30 protein-coding genes are annotated in these 25,834 nt (G+C 73.5%); 22 read left to right on the top strand and 8 right to left on the bottom strand.

The genetic code is table 11. The annotated features are described in order from the left end of the window. Window positions 1-129: 129 nt before the first annotated feature. A complete protein-coding gene (locus tag ACFP3U_RS07575) occupies window positions 130-1,584 on the bottom strand; it encodes an NAD(P)H-quinone dehydrogenase (RefSeq protein WP_380224459.1) in 1,455 nt (484 codons plus the stop codon). Window positions 1,585-1,662: 78 nt separating this feature from the next. Between ACFP3U_RS07575 and ACFP3U_RS07580 the strand changes: the two genes are divergently transcribed. The 3 genes from ACFP3U_RS07580 to ACFP3U_RS07590 all read left to right on the top strand — a co-directional run bounded on the left by ACFP3U_RS07580 (window position 1,663) and on the right by ACFP3U_RS07590 (window position 5,084). Further along, entirely contained in the window at window positions 1,663-2,100 is a 438-nt protein-coding gene (locus tag ACFP3U_RS07580) for a gamma-glutamylcyclotransferase family protein (RefSeq protein ID WP_380224460.1), read from the top strand. 142 nt (window positions 2,101-2,242) lie between these two features. Beyond that, complete coding sequence (locus tag ACFP3U_RS07585) at window positions 2,243-3,064, top strand: purine-nucleoside phosphorylase (protein WP_380224461.1); 822 nt, start codon at window positions 2,243-2,245, stop codon at window positions 3,062-3,064. Window positions 3,065-3,359: 295 nt separating this feature from the next. Next, on the top strand, window positions 3,360-5,084 hold the full coding sequence (locus tag ACFP3U_RS07590; protein WP_380224462.1) for a phospho-sugar mutase: 1,725 nt from the start codon (window positions 3,360-3,362) through the stop codon (window positions 5,082-5,084). Window positions 5,085-5,199: 115 nt separating this feature from the next. Here ACFP3U_RS07590 and ACFP3U_RS07595 read toward each other — a convergent pair whose 3' ends face one another. Further along, window positions 5,200-5,883 carry a PH domain-containing protein gene (locus tag ACFP3U_RS07595; RefSeq protein ID WP_380224463.1) on the bottom strand — a complete coding sequence of 228 codons (684 nt, stop codon included), beginning with the start codon at window positions 5,881-5,883 and terminating at the stop codon, window positions 5,200-5,202. Between the two features lie 140 nt (window positions 5,884-6,023). Here ACFP3U_RS07595 and deoC point away from each other — a divergent pair, with 140 nt between their 5' ends. The 5 genes from deoC (at window position 6,024) to ACFP3U_RS07620 (ending at window position 10,827) form a co-directional block, all read left to right on the top strand. Next, complete coding sequence (gene deoC, locus ACFP3U_RS07600) at window positions 6,024-7,010, top strand: deoxyribose-phosphate aldolase (protein WP_030393421.1); 987 nt, start codon at window positions 6,024-6,026, stop codon at window positions 7,008-7,010. 5 nt (window positions 7,011-7,015) lie between these two features. Further along, window positions 7,016-8,524: an aldehyde dehydrogenase family protein gene (locus ACFP3U_RS07605; RefSeq protein WP_380224464.1), complete on the top strand. Its 1,509-nt coding sequence runs from the start codon at window positions 7,016-7,018 to the stop codon at window positions 8,522-8,524. Further along, window positions 8,517-9,419 carry an aldehyde dehydrogenase family protein gene (locus ACFP3U_RS07610; RefSeq protein ID WP_380224465.1) on the top strand — a complete coding sequence of 301 codons (903 nt, stop codon included), beginning with the start codon at window positions 8,517-8,519 and terminating at the stop codon, window positions 9,417-9,419. Before ACFP3U_RS07605 ends, ACFP3U_RS07610 begins: the two co-directional genes overlap by 8 nt. Window positions 9,420-9,685: 266 nt before the next feature. Then, window positions 9,686-10,141 carry a hypothetical protein gene (locus tag ACFP3U_RS07615; protein WP_380224466.1) on the top strand — a complete coding sequence of 152 codons (456 nt, stop codon included), beginning with the start codon at window positions 9,686-9,688 and terminating at the stop codon, window positions 10,139-10,141. A gap of 47 nt (window positions 10,142-10,188) precedes the next feature. After that, on the top strand, window positions 10,189-10,827 hold the full coding sequence (locus tag ACFP3U_RS07620) for an ATP-binding protein (protein WP_380224467.1): 639 nt from the start codon (window positions 10,189-10,191) through the stop codon (window positions 10,825-10,827). Between the two features lie 285 nt (window positions 10,828-11,112). Here ACFP3U_RS07620 and ACFP3U_RS07625 read toward each other — a convergent pair whose 3' ends face one another. Next, on the bottom strand, window positions 11,113-11,805 hold the full coding sequence (locus tag ACFP3U_RS07625; protein WP_380224550.1) for a SigE family RNA polymerase sigma factor: 693 nt from the start codon (window positions 11,803-11,805) through the stop codon (window positions 11,113-11,115). A 595-nt stretch (window positions 11,806-12,400) separates the two neighbouring features. Here ACFP3U_RS07625 and ACFP3U_RS07630 point away from each other — a divergent pair. The 4 genes from ACFP3U_RS07630 to ACFP3U_RS07645 all read left to right on the top strand — a co-directional run bounded on the left by ACFP3U_RS07630 (window position 12,401) and on the right by ACFP3U_RS07645 (window position 15,902). Beyond that, entirely contained in the window at window positions 12,401-13,078 is a 678-nt protein-coding gene (locus ACFP3U_RS07630) for a response regulator (protein ID WP_030300621.1), read from the top strand. 132 nt (window positions 13,079-13,210) lie between these two features. Further along, complete coding sequence (locus ACFP3U_RS07635; RefSeq protein ID WP_380224468.1) at window positions 13,211-14,722, top strand: ATP-binding protein; 1,512 nt, start codon at window positions 13,211-13,213, stop codon at window positions 14,720-14,722. Next, the gene (locus ACFP3U_RS07640) at window positions 14,719-15,111 is read left to right on the top strand and encodes a hypothetical protein (protein ID WP_380224469.1); all 393 of its coding nucleotides are present in this window, start codon (window positions 14,719-14,721) and stop codon (window positions 15,109-15,111) included. The genes ACFP3U_RS07635 and ACFP3U_RS07640 overlap by 4 nt, the downstream gene beginning before the upstream one ends. Before the next feature lie 164 nt (window positions 15,112-15,275). Continuing rightward, on the top strand, window positions 15,276-15,902 hold the full coding sequence (locus ACFP3U_RS07645) for a VanZ family protein (protein WP_380224470.1): 627 nt from the start codon (window positions 15,276-15,278) through the stop codon (window positions 15,900-15,902). Window positions 15,903-15,908: 6 nt separating this feature from the next. Here ACFP3U_RS07645 and ACFP3U_RS07650 read toward each other — a convergent pair whose 3' ends face one another. Continuing rightward, window positions 15,909-16,553, bottom strand: coding sequence for a PhzF family phenazine biosynthesis protein (locus tag ACFP3U_RS07650; RefSeq protein WP_380224471.1), 645 nt, complete (start codon window positions 16,551-16,553; stop codon window positions 15,909-15,911). 104 nt (window positions 16,554-16,657) lie between these two features. Next, entirely contained in the window at window positions 16,658-18,331 is a 1,674-nt protein-coding gene (locus tag ACFP3U_RS07655) for a hypothetical protein (protein WP_380224472.1), read from the bottom strand. A gap of 325 nt (window positions 18,332-18,656) precedes the next feature. Between ACFP3U_RS07655 and ACFP3U_RS07660 the strand changes: the two genes are divergently transcribed. From ACFP3U_RS07660 to ACFP3U_RS07685, 6 genes are all read left to right on the top strand, one after another. Continuing rightward, entirely contained in the window at window positions 18,657-19,130 is a 474-nt protein-coding gene (locus tag ACFP3U_RS07660; RefSeq protein WP_380224474.1) for a hypothetical protein, read from the top strand. 109 nt (window positions 19,131-19,239) lie between these two features. Beyond that, window positions 19,240-19,791: a cysteine hydrolase family protein gene (locus ACFP3U_RS07665; protein ID WP_380224475.1), complete on the top strand. Its 552-nt coding sequence runs from the start codon at window positions 19,240-19,242 to the stop codon at window positions 19,789-19,791. Next, window positions 19,785-20,675 (top strand): FAD-dependent oxidoreductase, encoded by an 891-nt coding sequence (locus ACFP3U_RS07670; RefSeq protein WP_380224477.1) that lies wholly within the window; start codon window positions 19,785-19,787, stop codon window positions 20,673-20,675. The genes ACFP3U_RS07665 and ACFP3U_RS07670 overlap by 7 nt, the downstream gene beginning before the upstream one ends. Before the next feature lie 158 nt (window positions 20,676-20,833). After that, window positions 20,834-21,055, top strand: a complete 222-nt coding sequence (locus tag ACFP3U_RS07675; protein WP_380224478.1) for a hypothetical protein — start codon at window positions 20,834-20,836, stop codon at window positions 21,053-21,055. Then, complete coding sequence (locus ACFP3U_RS07680; protein ID WP_380224479.1) at window positions 21,039-21,554, top strand: DUF6879 family protein; 516 nt, start codon at window positions 21,039-21,041, stop codon at window positions 21,552-21,554. The genes ACFP3U_RS07675 and ACFP3U_RS07680 overlap by 17 nt, the downstream gene beginning before the upstream one ends. Then, window positions 21,555-22,199 carry a Scr1 family TA system antitoxin-like transcriptional regulator gene (locus ACFP3U_RS07685; RefSeq protein WP_380224480.1) on the top strand — a complete coding sequence of 215 codons (645 nt, stop codon included), beginning with the start codon at window positions 21,555-21,557 and terminating at the stop codon, window positions 22,197-22,199. Window positions 22,200-22,252: 53 nt separating this feature from the next. On the opposite strand, the gene ACFP3U_RS07690 is transcribed toward ACFP3U_RS07685, so the two are convergent. Both ACFP3U_RS07690 and ACFP3U_RS07695 read right to left on the bottom strand, forming a co-directional pair. After that, window positions 22,253-22,453, bottom strand: coding sequence for a DUF397 domain-containing protein (locus tag ACFP3U_RS07690; protein WP_380224481.1), 201 nt, complete (start codon window positions 22,451-22,453; stop codon window positions 22,253-22,255). A gap of 10 nt (window positions 22,454-22,463) precedes the next feature. Next, window positions 22,464-23,651, bottom strand: coding sequence for a helix-turn-helix domain-containing protein (locus tag ACFP3U_RS07695; RefSeq protein ID WP_380224482.1), 1,188 nt, complete (start codon window positions 23,649-23,651; stop codon window positions 22,464-22,466). Between ACFP3U_RS07695 and ACFP3U_RS07700 the strand changes: the two genes are divergently transcribed. Genes ACFP3U_RS07700 through ACFP3U_RS07710 form a run of 3 tightly spaced genes read left to right on the top strand, consistent with a single transcriptional unit; the run spans window position 23,563 to window position 24,286 of the window. Beyond that, window positions 23,563-23,928, top strand: a complete 366-nt coding sequence (locus ACFP3U_RS07700; RefSeq protein WP_380224483.1) for an ATP-binding protein — start codon at window positions 23,563-23,565, stop codon at window positions 23,926-23,928. The genes ACFP3U_RS07695 and ACFP3U_RS07700 overlap by 89 nt on opposite strands. Next, the gene (locus ACFP3U_RS07705; RefSeq protein WP_380224484.1) at window positions 23,925-24,164 is read left to right on the top strand and encodes a hypothetical protein; all 240 of its coding nucleotides are present in this window, start codon (window positions 23,925-23,927) and stop codon (window positions 24,162-24,164) included. Before ACFP3U_RS07700 ends, ACFP3U_RS07705 begins: the two co-directional genes overlap by 4 nt. Further along, window positions 24,161-24,286 (top strand): hypothetical protein, encoded by a 126-nt coding sequence (locus ACFP3U_RS07710; protein ID WP_380224485.1) that lies wholly within the window; start codon window positions 24,161-24,163, stop codon window positions 24,284-24,286. Before ACFP3U_RS07705 ends, ACFP3U_RS07710 begins: the two co-directional genes overlap by 4 nt. Before the next feature lie 41 nt (window positions 24,287-24,327). Here ACFP3U_RS07710 and ACFP3U_RS07715 read toward each other — a convergent pair whose 3' ends face one another. After that, a complete protein-coding gene (locus tag ACFP3U_RS07715) occupies window positions 24,328-24,759 on the bottom strand; it encodes a MarR family winged helix-turn-helix transcriptional regulator (protein WP_380224486.1) in 432 nt (143 codons plus the stop codon). 91 nt (window positions 24,760-24,850) lie between these two features. Between ACFP3U_RS07715 and ACFP3U_RS07720 the strand changes: the two genes are divergently transcribed. Further along, a complete protein-coding gene (locus tag ACFP3U_RS07720; RefSeq protein ID WP_380224487.1) occupies window positions 24,851-25,774 on the top strand; it encodes a quinone oxidoreductase family protein in 924 nt (307 codons plus the stop codon). Window positions 25,775-25,834 lie beyond the last annotated feature (60 nt).

The raw sequence follows: 25,834 nt of genomic DNA on the forward strand, positions 1-25,834 counted from the left end.
CGAGCGGCGCGTGACCGTACAATGCGCGCCGTCGGCACTCCGGGACTGCGCCCGCCGTCCGGGTGACACCCCGGGACGCGCGAAGGGCGGCCGCCGAACGGCGACCGCCCTCAACTGAGCGCCGGATGCTCAGGATTCGCCCTCGTCGCGCTTGCGGATGTGGAGCTGACGGGCGGCCTCGGCGGTGGAGCCGGAGACCGACGGGTAGACGGTGAAGGCGCTGGCCACCTGTTCGACCGTCAGATTGGCGTCCACCGCGAGCGAGATCGGGTGGATCAGTTCGCTGGCGCGCGGGGCGACGACCACGCCGCCGACCACGATGCCGGTGCCCGGGCGGCAGAACAGCTTCACGAAGCCGTCCCGGATGCCCTGCATCTTGGCGCGCGGGTTGCCGCGCAGCGGGAGCTTGACCTCGACAGCGTCCATCTTGCCGCACTTCACGTCGGCGGCGGTGTAGCCGACGGTGGCGATCTCGGGGTCGGTGAAGACGTTGGAGGCCACGGTCTTGAGGTTCAGCGGCTGCACCGCGTCGCCGAGGGCGTGGTACATCGCGATCCGGCCCTGCATGGCGGCGACGGAGGCGAGCATGAAGACGCCGGTGCAGTCGCCGGCCGCGTAGACGCCGGGGGCGGTGGTGCGGGAGACCCGGTCGACGTGGATCTGGCCCCAGTCGTTGAGCTTGACCCCGGCCTCCTCCAGGCCCATCTCGGCGGTGTTCGGGATCGAGCCGACCGCCATCAGGCAGTGGGTGCCCTCGATCACCGTGCCGTCGGAGAGGGTGACCTCGACCTTGTCGCCGACCCGCTTGACCGTTTCGGCACGCGAGCGGCTCATCACGTTCATGCCGCGGCGGCGGAAGACCTCCTCCAGCACCTCGGCGGCGTCCGGGTCCTCGCCGGGGAGCACCCGGTCGCGCGAGGAGACCAGGGTGACCCGGGAGCCCAGCGCCTGGTAGGCGCCGGCGAACTCGGCGCCGGTGACGCCGGAGCCGACGACGATCAGCTCGCGCGGCAGCTCCTCCAGGTCGTACACCTGGGTCCAGGTCAGGATCCGCTCGCCGTCCGGCTGGGCGTCGGGCAGTTCGCGCGGGTGGGCGCCGGTGGCGATCAGCACGGCGTCGGCGCGCAGCGACTGGACGCTGCCGTCGGGCGCGTCGACCAGCACCTCGCGGGAGCCGTCCACGGCCTGTCCGCCGCCGCCGAGCCGGCCACGGCCGCGCAGCACGGTGACGCCGGCCCGGGTGACGGACTGGGTGATGTCGTGGGACTGCGCGATCGCCAGGCGCTTCACCCGGCGGTTGACCTTGCCGAGGTCGACGCCGACGACCCGGGCGGGGGTGTCGATGTGCGGGGTGTCGTCGGCGACGATGATGCCCAGCTCCTCGTACGAGCTGTCGAAGGTCGTCATCACCTCCGCCGTCGCGATCAGCGTCTTCGACGGCACGCAGTCCGTGAGCACCGCCGATCCGCCCAGACCGTCGCGGTCGACGACGGTCACCTCCGCGCCGAGCTGGGCGGCGACGAGCGCCGCCTCGTAGCCGCCTGGTCCGCCACCGATGATCACGATCCGAGTCACGTGACCCATTGTCCCGCACGCCGGTGGCACTGCCACGCCGGGGTCGGGGCTTCTGTCGGATCGGCCGGTGAACGTAGGCTTCCCCCCATGCCCCTTTACGCCGCGTATGCCACCAACCTCGATGCCCGGCAGATGACCCGCCGCGCCCCGCACTCGCCACTGCGCGGCACAGGATGGCTGTCCGGCTGGCGGCTGACCTTCGGCGGTGAGCACCTCGGCTGGGAGGGCTCGCTGGCCACCGTGGTGGAGGACGAGAAGGACCAGGTCTTCGTCTCGCTGTACGACGTGTCGCCGATGGACGAGGAGGGGCTGGACCGCTGGGAGGGCGTCCAGCTCGGCATCTACCGCAAGATCAAGCTGCGGGCGCAGACGCTGGACGGCGACGTGCCGGTCTGGACGTACGTGCTCAACGACTACGAGGGCGGCCTGCCGGCGGCCCGCTACCTGGGCCTGATCGCGGACGCGGCGGAGAGCGCCGGGGCCCCCGACGACTACGTGCTGGACCTGCGCCGCCGGCCCTGCTGACCGGTTCCTTTGGAGGTTGCTCCGGGTCGCGGCACGCCCCCGCCGCCCCGGAGCTGTACGTTCACGCCATCCGGGTAACGATCCGGCACGTCGTACCGAGATTTTCTACGCGCGTAGCCATTTCCCGTCTATCCTCGGTCGTGTGAACGCATCTCCTCAGTCGGTCGTCTCCGCCGACCCCTACGCCGCCGCCCAGGCCGCCGCCGAGCGCCTGCGCGAGCTGACCGGTGCCGAGCGCCACGACGTCGCCCTGGTGATGGGCTCTGGCTGGGTGCCGGCGGCCGACGCCCTCGGTGAGACCGTGGCGGAGTTCCCGGTCACCGACCTCCCGGGCTTCCCCGCCCCCGCCGTGGCCGGCCACGCCGGCACGATCCGCTCGGTGAAGATCGGCGAGAAGCGGGCCCTGATCTTCCTGGGCCGCAACCACTACTACGAGGGCCACGGCGTCGCCACCGTCGTCCACGGCGTGCGCACCGCCGTCGCGGCCGGCTGCGCGACCGTCGTGCTGACCAACGGCTGCGGCGGGCTGCGCCCGACCTGGGTCCCCGGCCAGCCGGTCCTGATCAGCGACCACATCAACCTGACGGCCGACTCGCCGATCGTCGGCGCCAACTTCGTCGACCTCACGGACCTCTACTCGAAGCGGCTGCGCGCCCTCTGCCGCGAGGTGGACCCGACCCTCGACGAGGCCGTCTACGTCCAGTTCCGCGGCCCGCACTACGAGACCCCGGCCGAGGTCAACATGGCCCGGGTGATCGGCGGCGAGCTGGTCGGCATGTCCACCACCCTGGAGGCCATCGCGGCCCGCGAGGCCGGCGCCGAGGTGCTGGGCATCTCCCTGGTCACCAACCTGGCGGCCGGCATGACCGGCGAGCCGCTCAACCACGCCGAGGTGCTGGAGGCCGGCAAGGCCTCCGCCGAGCGCATGGGCGCGCTGCTGGCCAAGGTCCTCGAGCGGATCTGACGCCGAGCCGGTGCGGACGGCATGAGCGACGGGGCCCGAGGACGGCCGTGATCCGGTGATCACATCCGCCCGCGGGCCCCGTCCGCGTTCTCCCGGCCCGACACGGCACCGCCCGGGGCGCCGGACGCCGGGTCCCGCCGCCGGCGCGCCGTACGTTTCGTCCCGTCCCGCGAGCGGCGTCCCCGTCCGAGGACGTCCCGCGGGCCCCTCCGGCCACCGCCGCCCGTCCCGCCGGGCGCGGCCCGGAGCACCCTCCCGGCCGACCACCGACGCACTTCCCGATGGAGCTGCAGCCATGACGCAGGCAACCACCACCGACCTCCTCGCCCGGGCCCGCACCTGGCTCGCCGAGGACCCGGACCCGCAGACCCGCGAGCAGCTCGCCGCGCTGCTCGCCGACGCCGAGGACCCGGACGCCGACGCCACGTCCAAGCTCGCCTGGGCCGAGCTGGCCGACCGCTTCGCCGGCCGCCTCCAGTTCGGCACCGCCGGCCTGCGCGGCGAGCTCGGCGCCGGACCGATGCGGATGAACCGCGCCGTGGTGATCCGGGCCGCCGCCGGCCTGGTCGCCTACGTCAAGCAGCAGGGCCTCGGCGACCTCGTCGTCATCGGTTACGACGCCCGCCACAAGTCCTACGACTTCGCCCGCGACACCGCCGCCGTGGTGGTCGGCGCCGGCCTGCGCGCCGCCCTGTTCCCGCGCCCGCTGCCCACCCCGGTGCTCGCCTTCGCGGTCCGCCACCTCGGTGCCGCCGCCGGCGTGACCGTCACCGCCAGCCACAACCCGCCGCAGGACAACGGCTACAAGGTCTACCTGGGCGACGGCTCGCAGATCGTGCCGCCGGCCGACGCGGGCATCGCCGCCGAGATCGACGCGATCGGCTCGCTCACCGAGGTGCCGCTCGCCGCGAGCGGCTGGGAGACCGTGGACGAGTCCGTCGTCGAGGCCTACCTCGACCGCGCCGCGTCCATCGTCGACCCGCACAGCGCGCGCGAGCTCGACATCGTCTACACCCCGATGCACGGCGTCGGCCGCGACACCTTCGTCGCCGCGCTGGCCCGGGCCGGCTTCCCGGCGCCCACCGTGGTCGCCGAGCAGGCCGAGCCGGACCCGGACTTCCCGACCGTCGCCTTCCCCAACCCGGAGGAGCCGGGGGCGATGGACCTCGCCTTCCGCACCGCGGCCTCGGTCGGCCCGGACATCGTCATCGCCAACGACCCGGACGCCGACCGCTGCGCGGTGGCCGTCCCGGCCAACGGCAACGCCGCCGGGAGCGGCGGCGGCGCCAACGGCTGGCGGATGCTGCGCGGCGACGAGGTCGGCGCGCTGCTGGGCGCCGCGCTGGTCGCCAAGCAGGCCGCCGGCACCTTCGCCACCACCATCGTCTCCTCCACCCTGCTCGGTCGGATCGCCGAGGCCGCCGGGCTCGGCTACGCCGAGACCCTCACCGGCTTCAAGTGGATCTCCCGCGCCGAGGGCCTGCGCTACGGCTACGAGGAGGCGCTCGGCTACTGCGTCGACCCGCAGGGCGTGCGCGACAAGGACGGCATCACCGCCGCCCTGCTGGTCGCCGAACTCGCCGCCACCCTCAAGCGGTCCGGCCGCACCCTGACCGACCTGCTGGACGACCTGGCGCTGGAGCACGGCCTGCACGCCACCGACCAGCTGTCCGTCCGCGTCGAGGACCTCTCGCTGATCGCCGACGCCATGCGCACCCTGCGCGAGCGGCCGCCGACCACGCTGGCCGGCCTCACCGTCACCCGCGCCGACGACCTCACCGCCGGCTCCGCCGACCTGCCCCCGACCGACGGCCTGCGCTACTACCTGGCCGGCGACGCCGTGCGCTCGGCCCGCATCGTGGTCCGCCCCTCGGGCACCGAGCCCAAGCTCAAGTGCTACCTGGAGGTCGTCCTCCCGGTCGCCACGGCCGCCGACCTCACCACCACCCGCACCCGCGCCACCGCGCTCCTCACCACCATCAAGCACGACCTCGCCACCGCCGCCGGCATCACCACCTGACGGCTCCGCGAGGACGACGAAGGGGCCTGCCGGTCGTGCCGGCGGGCCCCTTCGGGCTGTCCAAGGGTTCCGGGCCGCTCGAGAAAGGGGCGGACCCCGGCGGGGGCGGACCCGGTCAGACGGCGATCACGGTGATCAGGGCGATCAGGCCGGCCAGGGTGGGGGCGATGATCCACCAGCACCAGCGGACCACGACCGGGCCGGCCGCGTCGGGGCGGGAGGCGTTGCGTTCGGCCATCTCCTGGAGGACGGCGACCACCTGGTCGGACCAGGCCCGGTTGGGGTCCGTCGAGCCCTGGACGCCGGCGCCGGAGGGGGTACCGCCCGCGCCGAGGACCATGCCCAGCCGGGAGCTGTGCTGCTCCCCGCCGCGCTCGCGGGCCCGGGCGGCGCGCTTGCGCTGGCGCAGCGACACCGGCACCGCCCACACCTGGTACTTCTTGCCCTCGGCGAGGAGTTCGACCGAGTAGCCGGCGCGCAGCGCGTCCACGGCCGCCCAGGGGGCGGTGATGGTGCGCAGCGGGTTGCGGACGACGAGGCGGCGCTCGTCGGCGCGGACGGCGGGGCGCAGGGTGTAGGCGATCACCGGGAAGGCGAACACCGGGATCGCGGCCAGCGACACCCACGGCGTCTTGCCGCTGCCGTTGAGGGCCGCGTCCCCGATCAGCCAGGCCGCGACGGCGAGCAGCAGCACCCCGGAGATCACGCCGGGAACGGAGCGGTACACGCGGTCGGCGTACACGGGCTCCCCATCGGAGCCGGCCGGGCCCGGTCGGGGCCGGCCGTGGGATTCGGTCATGTCGACGATTCTGCCCCATGCCCTGGGCGGTCCACAGGTGTGACGGACGGGGTTCGCGGGGTGCGGAGGTCTCGGTCCGGCATCGATACCGGGCGCCTCTAGCGGTTGACTACGCGCGTAGATATGCTGGTGTGGTGACTATGTCCACTCTTGCAGCCAATGCCCCCGGCGTCGCGGGCAGCGGTCTCGAGGACGTCGCGGCGTCCGAGGCCTCGCTCCGCCGCTTCCTGCACGGCCTGCCCGGCGTCGACCAGGTCGGCCTGGAGGCGCGTGCCGCCACTCTCGGGACCCGCTCGATCAAGACCACGGCCAAGGCGTACGCCATCGACCTGGCCATCTCGATGATCGACCTGACCACGCTGGAGGGCGCGGACACGGTCGGCAAGGTGCGCGCACTGTGCACCAAGGGCAGGACCCCCGATCCCACCGACCCGACCACTCCGCGCGTCGCCGCGATCTGTGTCTACCCGGACATGGTCGCCACCGCGAAGGCGGCACTGCGGGGCACCGACATCCAGGTCGCCTCCGTCGCCACCGCCTTCCCCGCCGGGCGCGCCGCGCTCCCGGTCAAGCTCGCCGACACCGCCGACGCGGTCGCCGCCGGCGCCGACGAGATCGACATGGTGATCGACCGGGGCGCCTTCCTCTCCGGCCGCTACCTGGACGTCTACAACGAGATCGTCGCCGTCAAGGAGGCCTGCCGCCGCCCCGACGGCAGCTACGCCCACCTCAAGGTGATCTTCGAGACCGGCGAGCTGCAGACGTACGACAACGTGCGCCGCGTCTCCTGGCTGGCGATGCTGGCCGGCGCCGACTTCATCAAGACCTCGACCGGGAAGGTCGCCGTCAACGCGACCCCGCCGGTCACCCTGCTGATGCTGGAGGCGGTCCGCGACTTCCGCGCGGCCACCGGCGTCCAGGTCGGCGTGAAGCCCGCCGGCGGGATCAAGACCACCAAGGACGCGATGAAGTACCTGGTGATGGTCAACGAGACCCTCGGCGACGACTGGCTGAGCCCGCACTGGTTCCGCTTCGGCGCCTCCAGCCTGCTCAACGACCTGCTGATGCAGCGTCAGAAGCTGACCACCGGACGGTACTCCGGTCCCGACTACGTGACGGTGGACTGAGAATCATGGCCAAGAACACCAAGAAGACCGACGAGCCCGTGGCCGCGCCGCAGGCCGCGCCGGCCGACAAGCCGGCGGGCGGGCTCTTCGGCTACGCCCCGGCCCCCGAGTCGCCCGCCGCGGCCGGCGACATCGCCAGCTCCTACGGCCACTTCATCGGCGGCGCGTTCGTCGACTCCTCCGGCAGCGAGGCGCTGAAGACGGTCAACCCGGCCACCGAGGAGGTGCTCGCCGAGTTCGCCCAGGGCACCCCCGAGGACGTGGACCGCGCGGTCGCCGCCGCCCGCGCGGCCTTCGCCGACTGGTCGGCGCTGCCCGGCAGCGAGCGCGCCAAGTACCTGTTCCGGATCGCCCGGATCATCCAGGAGCGCAGCCGCGAGCTGGCCGTGCTGGAGTCGATCGACAACGGCAAGCCGATCCGCGAGACCCGCGACGTCGACCTGCCGCTGGTCGCCGCGCACTTCTTCTACTACGCGGGCTGGGCCGACAAGCTGGACTACGCCGGCTTCGGCGCCAACCCGAAGCCGCTGGGCGTGGCCGGCCAGGTCATCCCGTGGAACTTCCCGCTGCTGATGCTGGCGTGGAAGATCGCCCCGGCGCTGGCCACCGGCAACACGGTCGTGCTGAAGCCGGCCGAGACCACCCCGCTGACCGCGCTGCGCTTCGCCGAGATCTGCCGCCAGGCGGGCCTGCCGAAGGGCGTCGTCAACATCGTCACCGGCGACGGCCGCACGGGCGCTGCGCTCACCGCGCACCCGGACGTCAACAAGCTCGCCTTCACCGGCTCCACGCCGGTCGGCCGGGCGATCGCCAAGCAGGTGGCCGGCACCCGCAAGAAGCTCTCGCTGGAGCTCGGCGGCAAGGCGGCCAACATCGTCTTCGACGACGCGCCGATCGACCAGGCGGTCGAGGGCATCGTCAACGGCATCTTCTTCAACCAGGGCCACGTCTGCTGCGCGGGTTCGCGCCTGCTGGTCCAGGAGTCGGTCCAGGACGAGCTGCTGGACGCGCTGAAGCGCCGGATGGCCACCCTGCGGGTCGGCGACCCGCTGGACAAGAACACCGACATCGGCGCGATCAACTCGGCCGAGCAGCTGGCCCGGATCACCGCGCTGACCGAGGCCGGCGAGGCCGAGGGCGCCGAGCGCTGGTCGCCCGCCTGCGAGCTGCCGGGCACCGGCTTCTGGTTCCGGCCGACGCTGTTCACCGGCGTCAGCCAGGCCCACCGGATCGCCCAGGAGGAGATCTTCGGCCCGGTGCTGTCGGTGCTGACCTTCCGCACCCCCGCGGAGGCGCTCGACAAGGCCAACAACACCCCGTACGGCCTCTCCGCCGGCATCTGGACGGAGAAGGGCTCGCGCATCCTCTGGATGGCGAACAGGCTCAAGGCCGGCGTGGTCTGGGCCAACACCTTCAACAAGTTCGACCCGACCTCGCCGTTCGGCGGCTACAAGGAGTCGGGCTACGGCCGCGAGGGTGGCCGGCACGGTCTGGAGGCCTACCTCGATGTCTGATGTCGTGAGCCGTCTTGATGTCCTCAAGACCTACAAGCTGTACGTCGGCGGGAAGTTCCCGCGCTCCGAGAGCGGGCGGGTGTACGAGGTGACGGACGCGAAGGGCGAGTGGCTGGCCAACGCGCCGCTCGGCACCCGCAAGGACGCCCGCGACGCGGTCGTGGCCGCCCGCGCGGCGGTCAAGGGCTGGGCCGGCACCACCGCGTACAACCGCGGCCAGGTGCTGTACCGGGTCGCCGAGATGCTGCAGGGCCGGCGGGAGCAGTTCGCCGCCGAGGTGGCGCTCTCCGAGGGCGTCGGCGCGAAGAAGGCCGCCGCCCTGGTGGACGCGGCGATCGACCGCTGGGTCTGGTACGCGGGCTGGACCGACAAGGTGGCCCAGATCGCGGGCGGCGCCAACCCGGTCGCCGGTCCGTTCTTCAACCTCTCCACCCCGGAGCCGACCGGTGTGGTCGGGATCGTCGCCCCGCAGGCCGGTTACGGGCACTCGCTGCTCGGCCTGGTCTCGGTGATCGCCCCGGCGATCGCCACCGGCAACACCGTGGTGGTGGCGGCCGCGGCCGACGCGCCGCTGCCCGCGCTGTCCCTGGGCGAGGTGCTGGCCACCTCGGACGTCCCGGGCGGCGTGGTCAACATCCTGTCCGGCCGGACCGCCGACATCGCGCCGACCCTGGCCTCGCACCAGGACGTCAACGCGCTGGACCTCACCGGCGCGATCGCCGCCGACGGTCCCGGCGCGGCGGGCGGCCTGGAGGAGCTGGCCGCGGATACCCTGAAGAGGGTGATCCGCCCGGAGCTGGACCCGTTCGCCCAGGACTGGACCAATGCGCCCGGAACGGACCGGCTACTCTCGTTCCTGGAGACCAAGACGGTTTGGCACCCGATGGGTATCTGATGGGTATCTGATGGGTATCTGACCTTCCGGTCCCGATAGCGGCTACACTCCGTGGCCGCGAGTTGTGACAACTCCACAGACTGGCCGTCCCCCGTGCCCTCTCCCCCCCCAGGGCCCGGACGGTCACAGGACGGACCCGCGCCTCTCCCCCCCTGGCGCGGGTCCGTCGACTTTCGTCGCACCGGATCGAGCCGTTCGACGCTGCCGGCGGCCCCGGGCCGGCCCGCAGACTGGGCCGACACCACGCACCGAGGGGGACGATCTTCATGGGCGAGCTGGCCGGCGAGCTGATGGCGCTGTTCGCGGACGGATTCCTGCGCAAGCTGCACGTGGCCCGCGTCCGGCGCCGGCTGGCCGCCGGGCGGCCGGTCCGGATCCCCTGCTCGGCCCGCGCCGACGGCCCCGGCGGGTGGCCCGGCTACGTCAACGGACGGCTGCGGATCACCCCGGGCGCCCCGGCCGCCGCCTTCACCGCGCGCGACCGGGACCGGACCGGGCTGGACCGGATCGGGCCGGACCGGACCGGGCCGGACCGGGTCGAGCTGGCCGCGGGCGGCACCTTCCAGGAGCCCGAGCCGGACGCCTGGCACGACCAGGACTGGGCCGCCACCGCCTACCTGGCGCCCGGCGCCGATCACCCGGTGTACCTCCAGGTCGACAGCCGGTACCTGCCGATGGTGCACGCCGCGCTCACCGATCCGGCGTCGTTGCGAACGGTCTGACCCCGCGGGTTTCGGCTTCCGGCCCGGATGCGTCAGACTGGTGTCCCGTGAGTGACTCCCCGCTGAATCCTGTGCCGATAGCCCGCGCCCGGGTGGTCCTGCTCTCCGGGCCCTCCGGCTCCGGGAAGTCCTCGCTCGCCGAGCGCAGCGGCCTGCCGGTGCTCCAGCTCGACGACTTCTACAAGGACGGCGACGACCCCAGCCTCCCACTGCTGCCCGACGGCTCGGTGGACTGGGACTCCCCGCTGGCCTGGCACCGCGAGCAGGCCGTCGCGGCCATCCGCGCCCTGTGCGACACCGGCCGGGCCGAGGTGCCGGTGTACTCGATCCCGCAGAACGGCCGGGTCTCCACCCAGGTGCTGGAGCTCGACGGGGCCGGCGCGTTCGTCGCCGAGGGCGTCTTCGCCGCCGAGATCACCGCCGACTGCGCCGCCGAGGAGCTGCTCGGGGACGCGCTGTGCCTGCGCAACGGGGCCCTGACGACCGCCTGGAGGCGGCTGCGCCGGGACGTCCGCGAGGGCCGCAAGTCGCTGCCGGTGCTGGTGCGGCGCGGCTGGCGGCTGATGCGGGCCGAGCGGGACATCGTCGGCCGGCAGGTCGCGCTGGGCGCGCGCCCGTGCGGCGGGCCGGAGGCCGAGCGGCGGATCCGCGAGGCCGCCCGGGCCGGGGAGCTCTCCGCGGTCTGAGGTCTGAGGTCTGAGCGGTACCCGGCGCCCCCGCGAGCGGCGGGAAACGGCCGGACAACGCGGAACGGCGGGCCCGGTGCGTCTCCCCCGCACCGGGCCCGCCGTCTTCCCCGGACGGCCGCGGCTCCCCCCTGGTGCCGCCGCTCCCCCGAGCCGGCGCCACCTGTTGCCGCGTCCGTCCTGCTACCCGTCCCCCGACGGGAGTCCTGTCCCCGTCCCGGCCCGCCACCGCGGTCCGGAACGCCCTCGTACGGCCCGGGACGGCGCCCCGGGCCGCCCGTCGCGTTACGCGACCAGCTCGCCGAAGGCCCGGAGCGTGTCGCCCGAGGTGTTCAGCTGCTCGTCGTCGCGCAGCCGGCGCAGCGCGCGCCAGATGCTGCTCTTGACGGTGCCGACGCTGATGCCGAGCACGTCGGCGATCTCCGGGTCGGTCTTGCCCTCGTAGTAGCGGAGCACCAGCATGGTCCGCTGGTTCTCCGGCAGCTTGGCCAGCGCCTGCCAGAGCACGGCGCGCAGCTCGGTGCCGCCCATCGCGTCGGTGTCGCCGACCGTCTCCGGCAGCTCCTCGGTCGGGTACTCGTTGACCTTGCGGCGGCGCCAGGCGGAGATGTGCAGGTTGGTCATGGTGCGGCGGAGGTAGCCCCCCACCGCGGCCTTGTCGGTGATCCGGCCCCAGGCCCGGTAGGTGCTGAAGAGCGCGCTCTGCAGCAGGTCCTCGGCCTCGTGGCGGTCACCGGTCAGGTGGTAGGCGGTGGCGTACAGGGAGGCGCGGCGCTCGCGGACGTACGCGGTGAACTCCGTGATGTGGTCCTCCGCGACGCCCGGACGCTCCCCCTGCGTGCCGGTGAACGCCGCCCCTCCCGTCGCCTGCTCGGTGCCGGGCGCCGCCACCGGGCTGAGCCGCAGCAGCGTCGCACCGGCGGCCTCGCGGCCGGCCGACTCCCCCGAGTCGGCCTTCCGCAGGCCGGTCCCCCCGATGCCCCGGTTCCCCCCCGGGGCGTCCGTGCCCTCGACGCGGACGGGGAGGATCCCCCGCAGCGTCAAGGTGCCGCCGGAGTCGGCCGCGTTCCCCCGTCGGCCGATCCCGTACAGCTCCCCCGTCCTGCCGCCGCCGCTCACCCGGCGTGCGGCAGTGTTTCCACCGGCGCTGTGTGCGCACCCCCGTACGATCACGGCACCGGAGGTCTCCTCGGCCCCGCTCTCGAACCGGCTCCGGTGGGCGGTCGCTGACGAACGCGCGGTGCGGACAGCCGGGTTGGTCCGGGTCTGAAGCGTGGCGTTCATCGTGCGCCCCCTCTGATCGGTTCGAGCGGTTCCGTCGCCGCCGGCCGGCCGATTGGCCCGCTGTCCTGCGGCGACATGGAAAATCCTGCCCGCCGGTTGTGATGGCGCTGTCCGTCGACTGTCACAGGGGTGTCACAGGGCCGGGCCTTTCGTCCCGGACGCCCTCCCGCCGTTGACGGACGCCGGTGGCGGGGGTTCCGGTTCCCGGTCGCGGCGGTGGACGACGGGCGCGGGCACCCGCCGGACGGTGGGGGGTGATTCACCGCTCCGGGTGAGCCAGAATGAGGCCGTGCCTTTCCTCCTTCTGATCGAGGACGACGACGCCATCCGCACCGGCCTCGAACTCGCCCTCACCCGCCAGGGCCACCGCGTGGCCACCGCCGCCTCCGGTGAGGACGGTCTGAGGCTCTTCAAGGAGCAGCGGCCGGACCTCATCGTGCTGGACGTGATGCTGCCCGGAATCGACGGCTTCGAAGTGTGCCGCCGGATCCGCCGCACCGACCAGCTGCCGATCATCCTGCTGACCGCCCGGTCCGACGACATCGACGTGGTGGTCGGCCTGGAGTCGGGCGCGGACGACTACGTCGTCAAGCCGGTGCAGCCGCGCGTCCTGGACGCCCGGATCCGGGCCGTGCTGCGGCGCGGCGAGCGGGAGAACTCGGACTCGTCGGTCTACGGCAGCGTGGTGATCGACCGGGCGGCGATGACGGTCACCAAGGACGGGGCGGACCTCCAGCTCACCCCGACCGAGCTGCGGCTGCTGCTGGAGCTCAGCCGGCGGCCCGGCCAGGCGCTGTCCCGGCAGCAACTGCTGCGGCTGGTCTGGGAGCACGACTACCTGGGCGACTCCCGGCTGGTGGACGCCTGTGTGCAGCGGCTGCGGGCCAAGGTCGAGGACGTGCCCTCGGCCCCGACGCTGATCCGCACGGTGCGCGGGGTCGGCTACCGGCTGGACCCGCCGGCGTGACCGGCGCCGTCGACGTGCCCGCGCCCGCCTGCCCGGCTCGCTTCCGCTCCGCGCCCTCCCGTCCCGTTCCCTTCCGCCCCGCGCCGGCGATATCCCGCCGCGCGCACTGAACTTCCGCGACGACAGGTTCCTGTGACAGACCAACAGACGACGGCCCGGTTCTCCTCCGGCCCGTGGCGCCGGCTGCGCTCGCTGCGCGTGCGGCTGATCGCGGTGTTCGCCGCGGTCGCGCTGCTCACCGCCGTCTCGGCCTCCGGCATCGCGTACTGGCTCAACCGCGACGCGGTGCTGAAGCGGGCCCAGGACACCGCGCTCAACGACTTCCGGGTCTCGCTCAGCCGCAATGTGTCGAACCTGCCGCTGAACGCGACCTGCGAGGACCTGGCCGTGCTGGCGAGCACCGTCGCCAGCTCCGGGCTCAGTTACGACGTGGTGGTGGCGGATCCGGCGCTGCCGGACTGCATCGCCTCCTCCAACCCGGCGCAGTACACGCTCGCGAGTGTGCCGACCCCGCTGCAGACCGCGGTCGGCAAGCCGCGCGAGATCACCGAGTCCAACCCGTACACCTACCACCTGTACTGGCAGCGGCAGAACCTCGACGGCCGGCCGTTCGTCATCGGCGGCACCAAGGTGGTGCCGACCGGCCCGACGGCGTACATGTTCAAGTCGCTGGAGAACGAGCGGGCCGACCTCAACACGCTCGGCTGGTCGCTGGCGATCGCCACCCTGCTGGCGCTGATCGGCTCGGCGCTGCTGGCGCAGGCCGCGTCGGCGACGGTGCTGCGGCCGGTCCGGCGGCTCGGCGACGCGGCCCGGCGGCTCGGCGAGGGCCACCTCGACACCCGGCTGGAGGTCGAGGGCTCGGACGAGCTCGCCGACCTGGCGCGGACCTTCAACCGGACCGCGGAGTCGCTGCACGGGCAGGTCGAGGAGCTGAGCGCGCGCGAGGCGCAGAGCCGGCGGTTCGTCGCCGACATGTCGCACGAGCTGCGCACCCCGCTGACCGCGATGACCGCCGTGACGGACATCCTGGAGGACGAGGCGGAGTCGCTGGACCCGATGATCGCACCGGCCGTGCGGCTGGTGGTCAGTGAGACCCGCCGGCTCTCCGACCTGGTGGAGAACCTCATGGAGGTGACCCGCTTCGACGCCGGCACCGCCAAGCTGGTCGCCGACGAGGTGGACATCGCCGACCTGATCATGTCCTGCATCGACGGCCGGGCCTGGTACGACGCGGTCGAGCTGGACGCCCCGCGCGGGGTCCGGGCGGTGGTCGACCCGCGCCGGCTGGACGTCGTCTTCGCCAACCTGATCGGCAACGCGCTCAAGCACGGCGGCTCGCCGGTGCGGGTGCGGGTGCGCGAGGACGGGGACACCGTGGTCGTCGAGGTCTCGGACAGCGGTCCGGGCATCCCGGAGGACGTGCTGCCGCACGTCTTCGACCGGTTCTACAAGGCCGACAAGGGGCGGGCGCGTTCGGAGGGCAGCGGCCTCGGCCTCTCCATCGCGATGGCGAACGCGCAGATCCACGGGGGGTCCATCACGGCGGCGAACGGCGAGGTGGGGGCGGTGTTCACGCTGACCCTGCCGCTGACGCCGCCCCCGCCGCCGACCGATGCCGCCTCCGAGGAGAGTGCCCAGTGAGACGCCCGTTCGCCGCCGCAGCGCTGCTGGGCCTGGCCGTGCTGGTCACCGGCTGCGGCATCCGTCCGACCGCCGTCCCGGTGGACGCGGGCGCGCCGGCCAGCCGGACCGCCTGCCCGACGGTGGCGCGGATACCCACCGCCCCGAGCACGCCGTCCGCGGCGGCCCCGGCCGGCGGTGCCGGCGGTGTGCCGCCGGCCCCGGCGCACGCCGCCCCGGTGCCCGGCGGCGGGGCCGTCGCGGCGAGGGCCGGCTCGGCGTCGCCGTCGCCCGTGGCGGGGTCGCCCGAGGTGAAGTCGCCCGCCGCGGGGCCGTCGACGGCGCCGGCGGACAACGTGTTCGGCGCGCTGCCCTCGCCGTCCGCCTCGACCACGCCGCCCTGCCGGTAGGACGGTAGGGCGGTCGGGCGGTAGGGGCCGCCGGGGCGGGTCCGGGGGCGCTCGACCGGCGTGCGCGCAAAGTTCACACCGGGCAGGGAACCGGCACGCCGCCGGTGCACGTCCTTCCACCCGTGCAGCGAGATGGCACCAGGACACGCGAGGAGCGTGCCGACGTGCGGACCGAAACCGGACGGGCGACGGCCGTCCAGCGCTACCGGCGTCCACTACGGGCGGTGGGACTGCTCGGCCTCGCCCTCCACCTGCTGCTGGTGGGCTGGCTGGTGCTCAGACCACTGCCGGTGGCCTGGGTCGACGACGCCAACCTGACGCCACTGGCCTCCCTCCGCTCCTCCACCCCGGGCCAGCTGCTCGGCGAACTGCTGATGCTCGCCCCGCTCGGCGTCCTCCTCCCGCTCGCCGGCGGACGCCTCGGATCCCCCTGGTTCGCGTCCTTCCTGCGCACCACCGGCGCCTCGGCCCTGCTGGCCACCGGACTGGAGTTCGTCTCCTCCTGGACGCCCTGGCACGTGCTCAACGTCGACCACATCCTGCTCGGCGTCGTCGGCGTCGCGGTCGTCCACCTCGCCCTGGTTCCCGTCGGGCGCTCCCTGCTGCTGCGCGGCGCCACGGCCCCCCGGGTCCCGAACGCCCCCGCATCCCTCCCGCTTCCGGCACCGGCCCCGGCGGCCCGGCCGGCGGCCACCCCGGCCACCCCGGCCACCCCGGCCAAGGCCGCACCGTCGAAGGCGGTCGAGCCGCTGCTCAGCCTCGGTTCGCCGGGCACCGCGCGGCGGGGCTGACCGCGCTCAGTCCGCGCGGCGGACCCGGCCGCCGACCTCGATCAGTCCGCCGCCGACGACCCCCGTGACGAGCTGCGAACCGCGCCCCTGGGTGATCGTCAGACCGCGGCCCAGTTCGGCCGTCAGCAGCAGCGCCGCCGCGCCGGTGGCCTCGTCCTCGTCGATGCCGTCGCCCCGGCCGGGGAAGGCGCGGGCGCAAACGGTGCCGGCCGCCTCGTCCTGCCAGGCCCAGGCGTAGATCCACTCGCCCGGCGGCGGCACCGCCAGCCCGTCCACCTCGGCCGCCGTCGGATACCGGCGCAGGGTGCGCGGCGGCGCCCAGTCGGCGGGCGCCACGATCCGGGTGAACGGGCCGTCGTGCCGGACGCCGACCACCCCCGCCGCGGTGACCAGCCGGTCCACGCCGAGCAGCCACGCGGTGCCGACGCACGGGTGGCCGGCGAACGGGAGGCGGAGGGTGGGGGTGTAGATGTCGATCACACCGCGCGCCGGGTCGTCGACGAACACCGTCTCGCTGAAGCCGAGCCGCCGGGCGAGCTCCTGCCGGTCGGCGCGGGCGGGGACGGCCGCTCCGTCCCGGACGACGCCCAGCGCGTTGCCGTGCGCGCCGTCCGGGCCGCAGAACACGCGCAGCACCTCGTGGTCGGTCATCCTCGGTCACCCCTGTCCGGTCGGGCCCGCGTCTCGGGCGCGCGGGCCGGTGGTCGTCACGATCCCGCTGCCGCCGGCCAACCCTCCCGGTCGGTGGAACCGGCTCAGCGCACGGCGGGTCCGGCGGGTCGGCCGGTGGTCCCCGCGGCCGGGCCCGGCGCGGGGCGCACGCCCGGAGCCGTGCACGGCCGGACCGCCGGACCGCCCCCGGCCGGGCGCGGAGCCGGTCCCGCCGCCGGACCTCCGGCGGGGTGCGGCGACCGGGCGGCCGGGCGGGCCCGCTGCCGGCGGTGGGCCACGATCAGGGTGCCGATGCCCATCGCGATCGAGGTCGCGCCGGTGACCGCCATCGGCGTGTTGATCGCGGAACCGCCGGTCGAGGCGAGGTCGGTGGACGGCACCGGCGCCGCCGCCACGGTCACGGTGACGGCCGGCACCGGGACGACGGCCGTGCTCGGCGGCGTCTGCGTGGTCGCCGAGGCCGCGACGGGCGCCGGCGGGCCGCTCGGGTCCGCGGCCGGTGTGACCGCCGCCAGCCCGACCGGGGGCGCGATGGTGCCGGGGGCGGCCGGCGCGGCGGCCGGGGGCGCGACCGTGGCCGACGGCTCACCGCCGCCCGCGGCAGGCGGCGTGCTCGGGCCGACGGGCAGCGCGGCCGGCGCGGCGGCCACGGTGACGTCGACCGCCGAGCTGACGGCGGGCACACCGGCGCCGCCCCCGCCCACCGGGAGGCTGCTCCCGGTGAACAGCAGCGACACGACCCCCGCCGGGGCGTCCTGGGCGAACGCCAGCCGCACGTTGAGCGTGCGGGACTCGCCGTCGCGCAGCCGCACGAGGGAGGCGTCCCTGTCCCCCGCGCGCAGCGCGAGCGTCAGCCGCCCGGGCGCGCCCTGGCCGCCGTCGGTGGCGGGCAGCCACTCGCCGTCGGGCGTCTGGAACTCCAGCCTGGTCGCCTCGGCGGTGGGCAGGGCCTTGCCCCGGAAGGTCAGTTCGGGCGCGAAGGCGACGTCCTTGCCGCTGCGGTTGGTGAGCGTCAGCCGGAACGGCTTCGCCTCGCCGCCAGCGGTGAAGGAGCCGGGCACCGCGTCCAGGCCGAGGTACGGCACGCCGGGCGCGGGGGTGGAGGTCGGCGTCCCGGTGGGGCCGGCCGCGACGGTGGTGAACTCCTGCTGCGGGCCCGTCGCGTCGGTGATCCGGCTCTCCGGCGGCAGGGTCGGGTCGGCGACCACCGCGGTGAAGCCGCCGGTGGCCCGGCCGGCGGGCGCGTCGGCGGTGACGGCGAGCCGCAGCCGGTAGGTGGCCGAGCCGCCGGCGGGCAGGCTCAGCCGGGTGGCGAAGGTGTCGAGGTTCCAGGTGGCGCCGACGTGGGCGCCGGGGCTGAGCGCGGCGGGCTTCCACGCGCCGCCGCCCGGCGGCTGGAAGTCGAGCCTGAGCTGGGTCTCGCGGACCCCGGAGTCGACGTTGCCGACGACGAAGCCGGTGGTGACGTCGACCGCGTGGTCGGCGGAGTTGCGGAGCGTGGCGGTGAACTCGCCGGCCGGACCGCCGGCGGTCAGGGTGCCGGGGAAGCCGGCGACGGTGATCGTCACCGGGCTGCGGCGTTCCTGGGTGCCGACCGGCCCCGGGGTGCCGACGCCGCTCATGGAGCTGCGGACCGCACCGGTGGTCCCGCCGGAGCGCGACAGCGCGGCCGCACCGGGGGCGGCGGTCAGGGCCGCGCCGGAGACCAGGGTGGCCGCGGCGGCGAGGGCCAGGGATCTGCGGTGCTGAGTACGCAAGGGGGACCTCAGGGGAGGAAGGCGGGCGAACCCGACGAGCCCGGCAGCAGGCGGTCTCGCCGAGGTGGGAGGCCGCGCCGGGACTCTCACCCGGGTCGCTGTTTCGCCCCCCAACCACCAGCGACGGGCGCATCATATCCGAACGCGCTGACGCTTCCTGAGCGTTTTTCAAGGGGGATCGGCGAGGTTCTCCGGGCGGATTCGGGAATGACACCGTGACGAAATCGTAAGGACGGATGTCGGCCTACTCCAGTACTGTGCGCATTCGTCCCCGGCGGCCGCCCGTTCGCGTCCGCCCACCCCCCAGGAACAACAGGAACACCCCGTGAACCTCGACTTCGACGTCGACCCGCTCTTCTCCTGGTACGTCGTGCTGCTGGCCGTCAGCGGCATCGCCCTGCTGGTCATCGGCGCCGTCAACCTCGGCGGCCTGAAGGTCGGCTGGCGCATCCTCAACGTGCTCGTCGGCATCGGCTTCACCGGCTACGCGTACTACCTGGCGTTCGTCTTCGAGGGCGGCACGTACACGCTGTTCTTCAAGGCGTTCATCCTGCCGGTCCTGCTGATAGTCAACGCGGTGAAGGCCCTGGTCGCCCGCTCCCAGGCCCCGGCCTCGCCGCCGTACGCCCCGCAGGGCGCGCCGTACCCGCAGGGCGGCCAGTACCCGCAGCCGCCGTTCCAGCAGGGCGCTCCGTACCCGCCGGCCGCGCCCCAGCAGCCTGCGCCGTACCCGCCGGCCGCGCCGTACCCGGCCGCGCCCGCCGCCCCGGTCCAGCCCCCGGCCGCGCCGCAGGCCTGACCCTCCCCGCACCGACCGCCTCCGGGTGGCGACCCCCGCCCGTGGGGTCGCCACCCGGACGCGCGTGCGGCTCGACCGGGGCCCCCGCCCGCGCACTACGCTGCCCGGTGTGGGCGGAATCCGGGTGGAGAAGCGGGCGGCGCTGGTCGTCGTCGATCTGCAGAACGGCTTCGTCAACCGGCACTCGCGGCATGTCGTCCCGGCCGTCGAGGCGCTGGTCGACCGGTGGTCGGCGGGCGGGCGGCCGGTGGTGTTCACCCGGTACGTCAACGGGCCGGACAGCCCGTACGAGCGGCTGCTCGGCTGGCGGCGGCTGCGCGAGGCGCCGGAGACCGACCTGGTGGACGCCGTCCGGGGGCACGCCAGGCGGGCGCGGGCGGTGATCGAGAAGCGCACCTACACCTGGTTCACGCCGGAGGCCGAGGAGTTGTCGGCGGCCGAGCGGTGGACGGACCTGGTGTTCTGCGGGGTGGCGACGGACAGCTGCGTGCTCAAGTCGGCGGCGGACGCCTTCGAGCGCGGGTTCACGCCGTGGATCGTCACGGACGCGTGCGCGAGCGAGGCCGGGCCGGACGTCCACGACGCGGGCCTGCGGATCGCGCGGCGCTTCATCGGGGCGCGGCAGTTGGTGACGACGGAGGAGCTGTTCGCACGATGGTGACCGGGAGCCCCGCGGTGCCCTACGACCTGGCGATCGTCGGCGGCGGCCCGGCCGGCTGCGCGGCCGCGGTGATGGCGGCGAGCGTCGGGCTGCGCTCGGTGCTGGTCGAGCGGCGCGCGCTCGGCGCCACCCTGCGGCGCGTCCCGGCGGTGGACAACGTCCTCGGCTTCGCCACCGGCACCTCCTTCGCCGACGCCGTCGCGGCGGACGTCCGGCGGGTCGCCGACTCCTGCGACGTCCTGCTCGGCGCCCCGGCGACCGCCCTGCACGCCGACGACGAGGGCGTCACCGTCCACCTCGCGCCGGGCAGAGCGGTGTGCGCCCGGTACGCGGTCGTCGCCACCGGCGTCCGGGCGGCCCGGCCGGACGAGGCCGCCTGGCTCACCTCCGCCGTGGACGCCCTGCCACCGCTCTGGGAGGCCGACGCCGCCCGCCTGGCCGGCCGCCGCACCCTCGTCCTCGGCGCCGACCGCCCCCTCGGCACCCTGCTGCGCGCCCACCCCGACGCGCCGTTCGACCTCCTCGTCCCACACCCGCCGGCGGACGTCTACAAGGCCGAGGAGGTCCGCGCCGACCCCCGCGTCACCCTCCTGGAAGTCCCCACCCTCGACCTGCGCCCCTCCCCCGAAGGCCGCGTCACGGCGGGCGGGTTGGGCACCTTCACCCCCGACGCCGTCTTCGTGAACCTCGGCGTCCGCCCCGCCGCCCTCCCCGGCACCCTGGTCACCACCGAGGACGGCTACTGCCCCCCGGACCGCCAACACCCCCGCATCCTCACCGCCGGCGACCTCCGCTCCGCGCGCGGCCAACGCATCATGACCGCCACCGGCTCCGGCGCCGACGCTGCACTGAAGGCCTACTACGCCCTGCGCCTGCCCGCCTGACCGTGGAGCAGGAAGTCGACGAGGCCGACTTCCTGCTCCACGCAAGATCTTTAGGCGAGAACGGGAATAGCCCCCTGTTCGGATGGTCACCTCGCGGTCGCGGCGCGTAACGTCGCCCCCGGCATGTTCAACCAGGCACACTCACAAGGGGGTTCACCATGACCGGTAAGCCGGAATTGACCCGCCTCACGCGCGGCGACAGCGGCGAGGGGTCCGGCGAGTGCGGATCGGACGACTGCCCCAACGTCTACGCGACCGGCCACGGCTCGTTCGTGGTCCAGGGCAGCACCTTCACGGGCTTCCGCGCGCCCGAGGGGGAGTCGCTCGTCGAAATCCCCGAGGAGATCCTGCGGGAGGCGTTCCGTGCTCTTGGATGGTGACGCCTGGCGGGCGTACTTCGACGCCATGGAGTACGACGCCTGGCGCCTGGAGACCCTCGCCGTCTACACGATGCCCCAGGAGGAGGAAGGGATCCGTCGCTTCCTGGCCGGTGAGCCACTCACCGCCGCGGCAACCGCAGCCTGGACGGCACGCGTCCGGGGATACCGGGAGACGGGTCGGCGCATCGGCCGGGTCCATGTGCTCACGCGCCCTCTGACGGACTACCTGCGCTATGAGTTCGCGCACTACCACCACAACGTCGAGGCCGGGGAGGACGTCCGGATCCTCGACCTCACCGGCCGCCCGAACCCCGGCCTGCCCGACCAGGACTTCTGGCTCTTCGACGACCGCCGTACGGTGCTGATGGACTACCGCCCGGACGGCACCCAGGCCGGTCGCCGGATCCACGACGGCGACGCCGCCCCCTACTCCGCCTGGAAACGGCTGGCGATCGCCGAGTCCGTTCCCTTCCCGGAGTACGTGAAGGATCATGGGTGAGTGACCTTCGCCCCTGAGCAACTGGACCGGTCGAAGGCCGATCTGGCCCGGTTGCTCCGCGATCTCCGCAAGCGAGCCGGTCTCAGCGGAGACCGGCTCGCTCGGCGTTGCGGCCTGTCCCAGAGCACGATCAGCAAGATCGAGACCGGGCGGAAAATCCCGCGCCTCACCGAGGTGGAAGCCATTCTCCGCGCACTCGGAGTACCACCCGGGCCGGCTGAGGAAATCATGTCCCTCGCCAGCGTCGCGAACACCGAATGGCAGGGCGTCCGCGCGTCCTTGCGTCGCGGACTGGAGAAGCGACAGAACGAACTGGCCGCGCTGGAGACATCGGCGACCGTTTTCCGCTACTTCCTGCCCGCGATGGTCACGGGCCTGCTGGCCACACCCGAGTACGTGCGGGCCGGACTTGCGCATTCCCCCGGGAACACCGCACCGGTCGTCGCACGGAAGCTGGAACGACAGGCGGCGCTGTACGACACTGCCAAGTCGTTCACCTTCCTGCTCACGGAGCAGGCCGTGCGGTGGGCGGTGGTGCCGCCGATGGCGATATCAGTGCGGATCGGGCTCACCGTACGACCGGACGGCCGACAGCACACTTGGCTGGACAGCCCCGCACATCCGGTCGGCGGCATCGCGCGGTGATTTGAGGGGCGGGCGGTCGCGGACGATTGTCCGCGACCGCCCGCTGCATGGTGTCAGGTGAGGTGGTCGAACTCGCCGACCTTGACGGCGAGAAGGAGCGCGCGGAGTGCATCGGCATCGATGGTCAGCACCGTTGCCATCTCGTCCGACTCGCGGAGAAGTCGCCGGTCGGCAGCGTCACGAGCCAGTTCGAGACAGGCGTTCTCGGGTTCAGGTCCACTGAACGACGACTTCTGCCAGATGATCTCGGTCATCGCAGGCCTCTCAGACTTGGAGCATGTAAATCAGGTGACGGAGGACTCCCAATGAATCGCGCGTCGCCGAACTGTGCCGGGGCTCGGCACTGTCGACAGCCAGTAGAGCCGAGTCCGTCAGCTGATCAAACCTCCGGCGGTATGCCGCGATGCTCTCGGGGTCACCATAGTGCCCGGCCCGCGGAGCACCGTCCACGACGATCGTGGAGAGTTCGAGGCACGCCGGTTCGCAGAACAGGAACGAACCGGGGCTCGGCGGCCGCTTCGTCACTGTGAACGGCAACACCTGGATCGTGACGTTCGGGCGCTCGGCCATGTCCAGCAGATGATGCAACTGCTCCCTCATCACAGCATCGCTGGGGAATCGGGTCCGGAGTGCGGCCTCATGGATGACAAAGTGGAAGTCCTTATGGCCCTCCAGGATCCGCCGCCGAGCCAGTCGGAAGCGAACCAGTTCAGCTACATCCCACTCCTGATTCCCGTCGGTCCCGTCATAGATGGCCTCCGCATAGGCGGGAACCTGAAGCACTCCGGGAATGTAGAGCACCTCATAGTTCGCCAGACGGACCGACCGGTCCTCGACCTCCGCCAGATCGAGCGAGAGATCCGGGACCTTGCCCTCGAATTCACTCCACCAGCCCTTGCCCGTGCTTCGACCCATCTCCGCGAGCGTGGCCCGGTAGGCCGCATCGGTGCAGCCGTAGGCATCCAGCCAGATCTCAAGGCGCTCGGCGTTCAACGTGATCCGGCCCGCCTCGGTGTGGCTCACGGCTGGACCCCGCATGCCAACCAGGGCCCCGGCCTCCGGGGCGGACAGGCCCGCTGCCGTCCGCAGGCGTTGCAACTCACTGCCGAATCGGCGTTGCCGAAGGCTGATCGGCCCCTTGTATCCCACTGCTGTCCTTCCTTGCCTGCGCAGTCTCGCGCAGAACTCGTGTGCGGCGCCACCGGCGAGCGACGTCAGTCCAGGGAGACCTCTCGATTGGCTTGCAATGCTGCCAGACATCCCCCTACTCTCAGTGTTGCAGCGATCACATGACGAAGCATCAGCGGACGTTTTCATCCTCTTCGCCGGTGATCCATTCCTCCCCGTCTCCCGGAGGTCCCCCATGTGTGCCTTCAACCCGCCCGACTGGTCCGTCGTCCGGCGTGAGCTGCAAGCCGTTCTCGCCGCCTCGGACTGGCCGCCGGACGCCATCGCCGACGCCGAACTCGCCCTCCACGAGCTGTTCGTGAACGCCTGGAAGCACGCCGGATGCCAGGCCCCGCACGTCATCGTCGCTCTGCGCCCCCACACGCTGCGAGTCTCGGTCTGCGACGACAGTCCCGACCTGCCCGAGCCGCCCGCCTACACCGACCCCTACGCGGTGTCGGGCCGAGGACTTCAACTCGTTCGCGCGCTCACCCACCGCTTCGGTGCGGATCCCCGCAAGGACGGCAAGGTCATCTGGTTCGAGCTGGACGCCGCCGCATGAGCCTCGAACCCCTCACGCCCCACGACAAGATCCTCCGTACCTACACCGAGCCCGAGGTCTCCGCGCTGCTCCGCGAACTCCACGAGCGGGGCAAGCCCTTCGGCATCCAGTGGGGTTCCGCCATGGTCAACGGCGCCACCATCGACGGCCGCCTCCTCATCAACTTCGGCGACACCTCCGTGGCTACCCTCCTCAACCTGCTCGCCCTGCTCCGCGAAACGGGCCGGCCCGCGTGAACTTCCTCATCGGCGCCGCCTTCGCCGTCCTCCTCGTCCTCGCCTTCGCCACCGTCATCACGGGCGTCATCACCGCCCTCAAGGTGCACGGCGAGAACGAGGAGAACCGCCCCGGCCACTGACTCACTCCAACCATTGCATCCTTGCTATTCCTCCGCCGCCGCTACCCCGCCGCGTGCAGGCGCCCCAGCAGCGCCATCAGCTGCCGCTGCTCGTCGGGGGTGAGCGGCGCCAGCAGCTCCGCGTTGGCCGCCTCGGCGAGCTCCGCGCAGCGGGCGAGCGCCGCGGCGCCCTCCGGGGTGACGGTGACGGCGTTCTTCCGCCGGTCGACCGGGTCCGGCGACCGCAGGACGTGGCCGGCCTCCTGGAGGTGGTTGAGCGCGCCGACCATGTCCTTCGGGTCGACGGCCAGCCGTCGACCCAACTCCGCCTGGGCGACCGGGCCGTACTCGGCGACGGCGGCGAGCACGGCGTGCTGCATGAGTTTCAGCCCCTCGGTCGCGACCGCGTCGGCGACCAGGCCCCGCCCGCGCGCCGCGACGCGCCCGACGAGCCAGCTCGGCAGGGACTGGATGTGCTGGAGGGGCGTGGTCATACGGCCAGCCTACTCCGATTCATTGGACACTCCCATGATTCCCCCCTTATCGTTGGGGCATCCAATGAATCCGCCGGATCGGGGAGGTCCTGTGCTGCGCATACGCCATGAGGTCGACGGCGGCCCGGAGGGGCTGGTCGCCGAGGAGGCCGCCGTGCCCGCGCCCCGCGACGGCGAACTGCTGGTCCGGGTGGAGGCGATCGGCGTCACCCTGCCGACCGTCCGCAGGCTGTGGGACAGCCGCGAGCCGGTCACCCTCGGCGGCGAGATCGCCGGGCGGGTCGTCGCCACCGGGCCCGGCGTCACCGAATTCTCGGCCGGCGACCGCGTCACCGGCCTCTGCTTCACCGACGCCTACGCCGAGTTCGCGGTCCTGGACACCGCGATGGCCTCCCGCGTGCCGGACGACGCCACCGCCGTCGACGCCGTCGCGCTGGTCCGCAGCGGCCTCGTGGCGCGCGGCGTCCACGAGGCCGCGCGCGTCGAACCGGGCGAGTCCGTGCTCGTCACCGCGGCGGCGAGCGGGGTCGGCACGCTCGCCCTCCAGTTCGCCCGGGCGGGCGGCGCGGGCCGGGTCGTCGCGGCGGTCGGCAGCGCCGCCAAGGCCGACTTCGTCCGCTCCCTCGGCGCCGACGAGGTGGTGCGCTACCAGGACCTCGACGGGTCCGGCCCGTACGACGCGATCCTCGACGGCGTCGGCGGCGAACTCCTGCCGACCGCCGTCCGCGCCCTCGCGACCGGGGGCCGGCTGGTCGCCTACAGCTCCGGCGGCGGCACCGTCGAGGCGTACGAACTCCTGCTCCGCGGCGCCTCGCTGACCGGTTTCCAGATCCGGGCCGTCGCCACCGGCCGGCCCGCGCTCTACGCCCGCTGGCGCGAGGAGCTCTGGCAGCAGCGCGCCGCGGGCGTCCTGCGCCCCGCCGTGCACGCCGCGATCCCCCTCGCCGAGGCGGCCCGCGCCCACGCCGTCATCACCGGGCGGCGGAACCTGGGCAAGGTGATCCTGGTGCCCTGACCCGAACGCCCCCGCACGGGAAGTCGGACGGGCCGACTTCCCACTCCGCCGCCCGGCCAA

The organism is Kitasatospora misakiensis, from assembly GCF_042656005.1.
Classification (GTDB): domain Bacteria; phylum Actinomycetota; class Actinomycetes; order Streptomycetales; family Streptomycetaceae; genus Kitasatospora; species Kitasatospora misakiensis.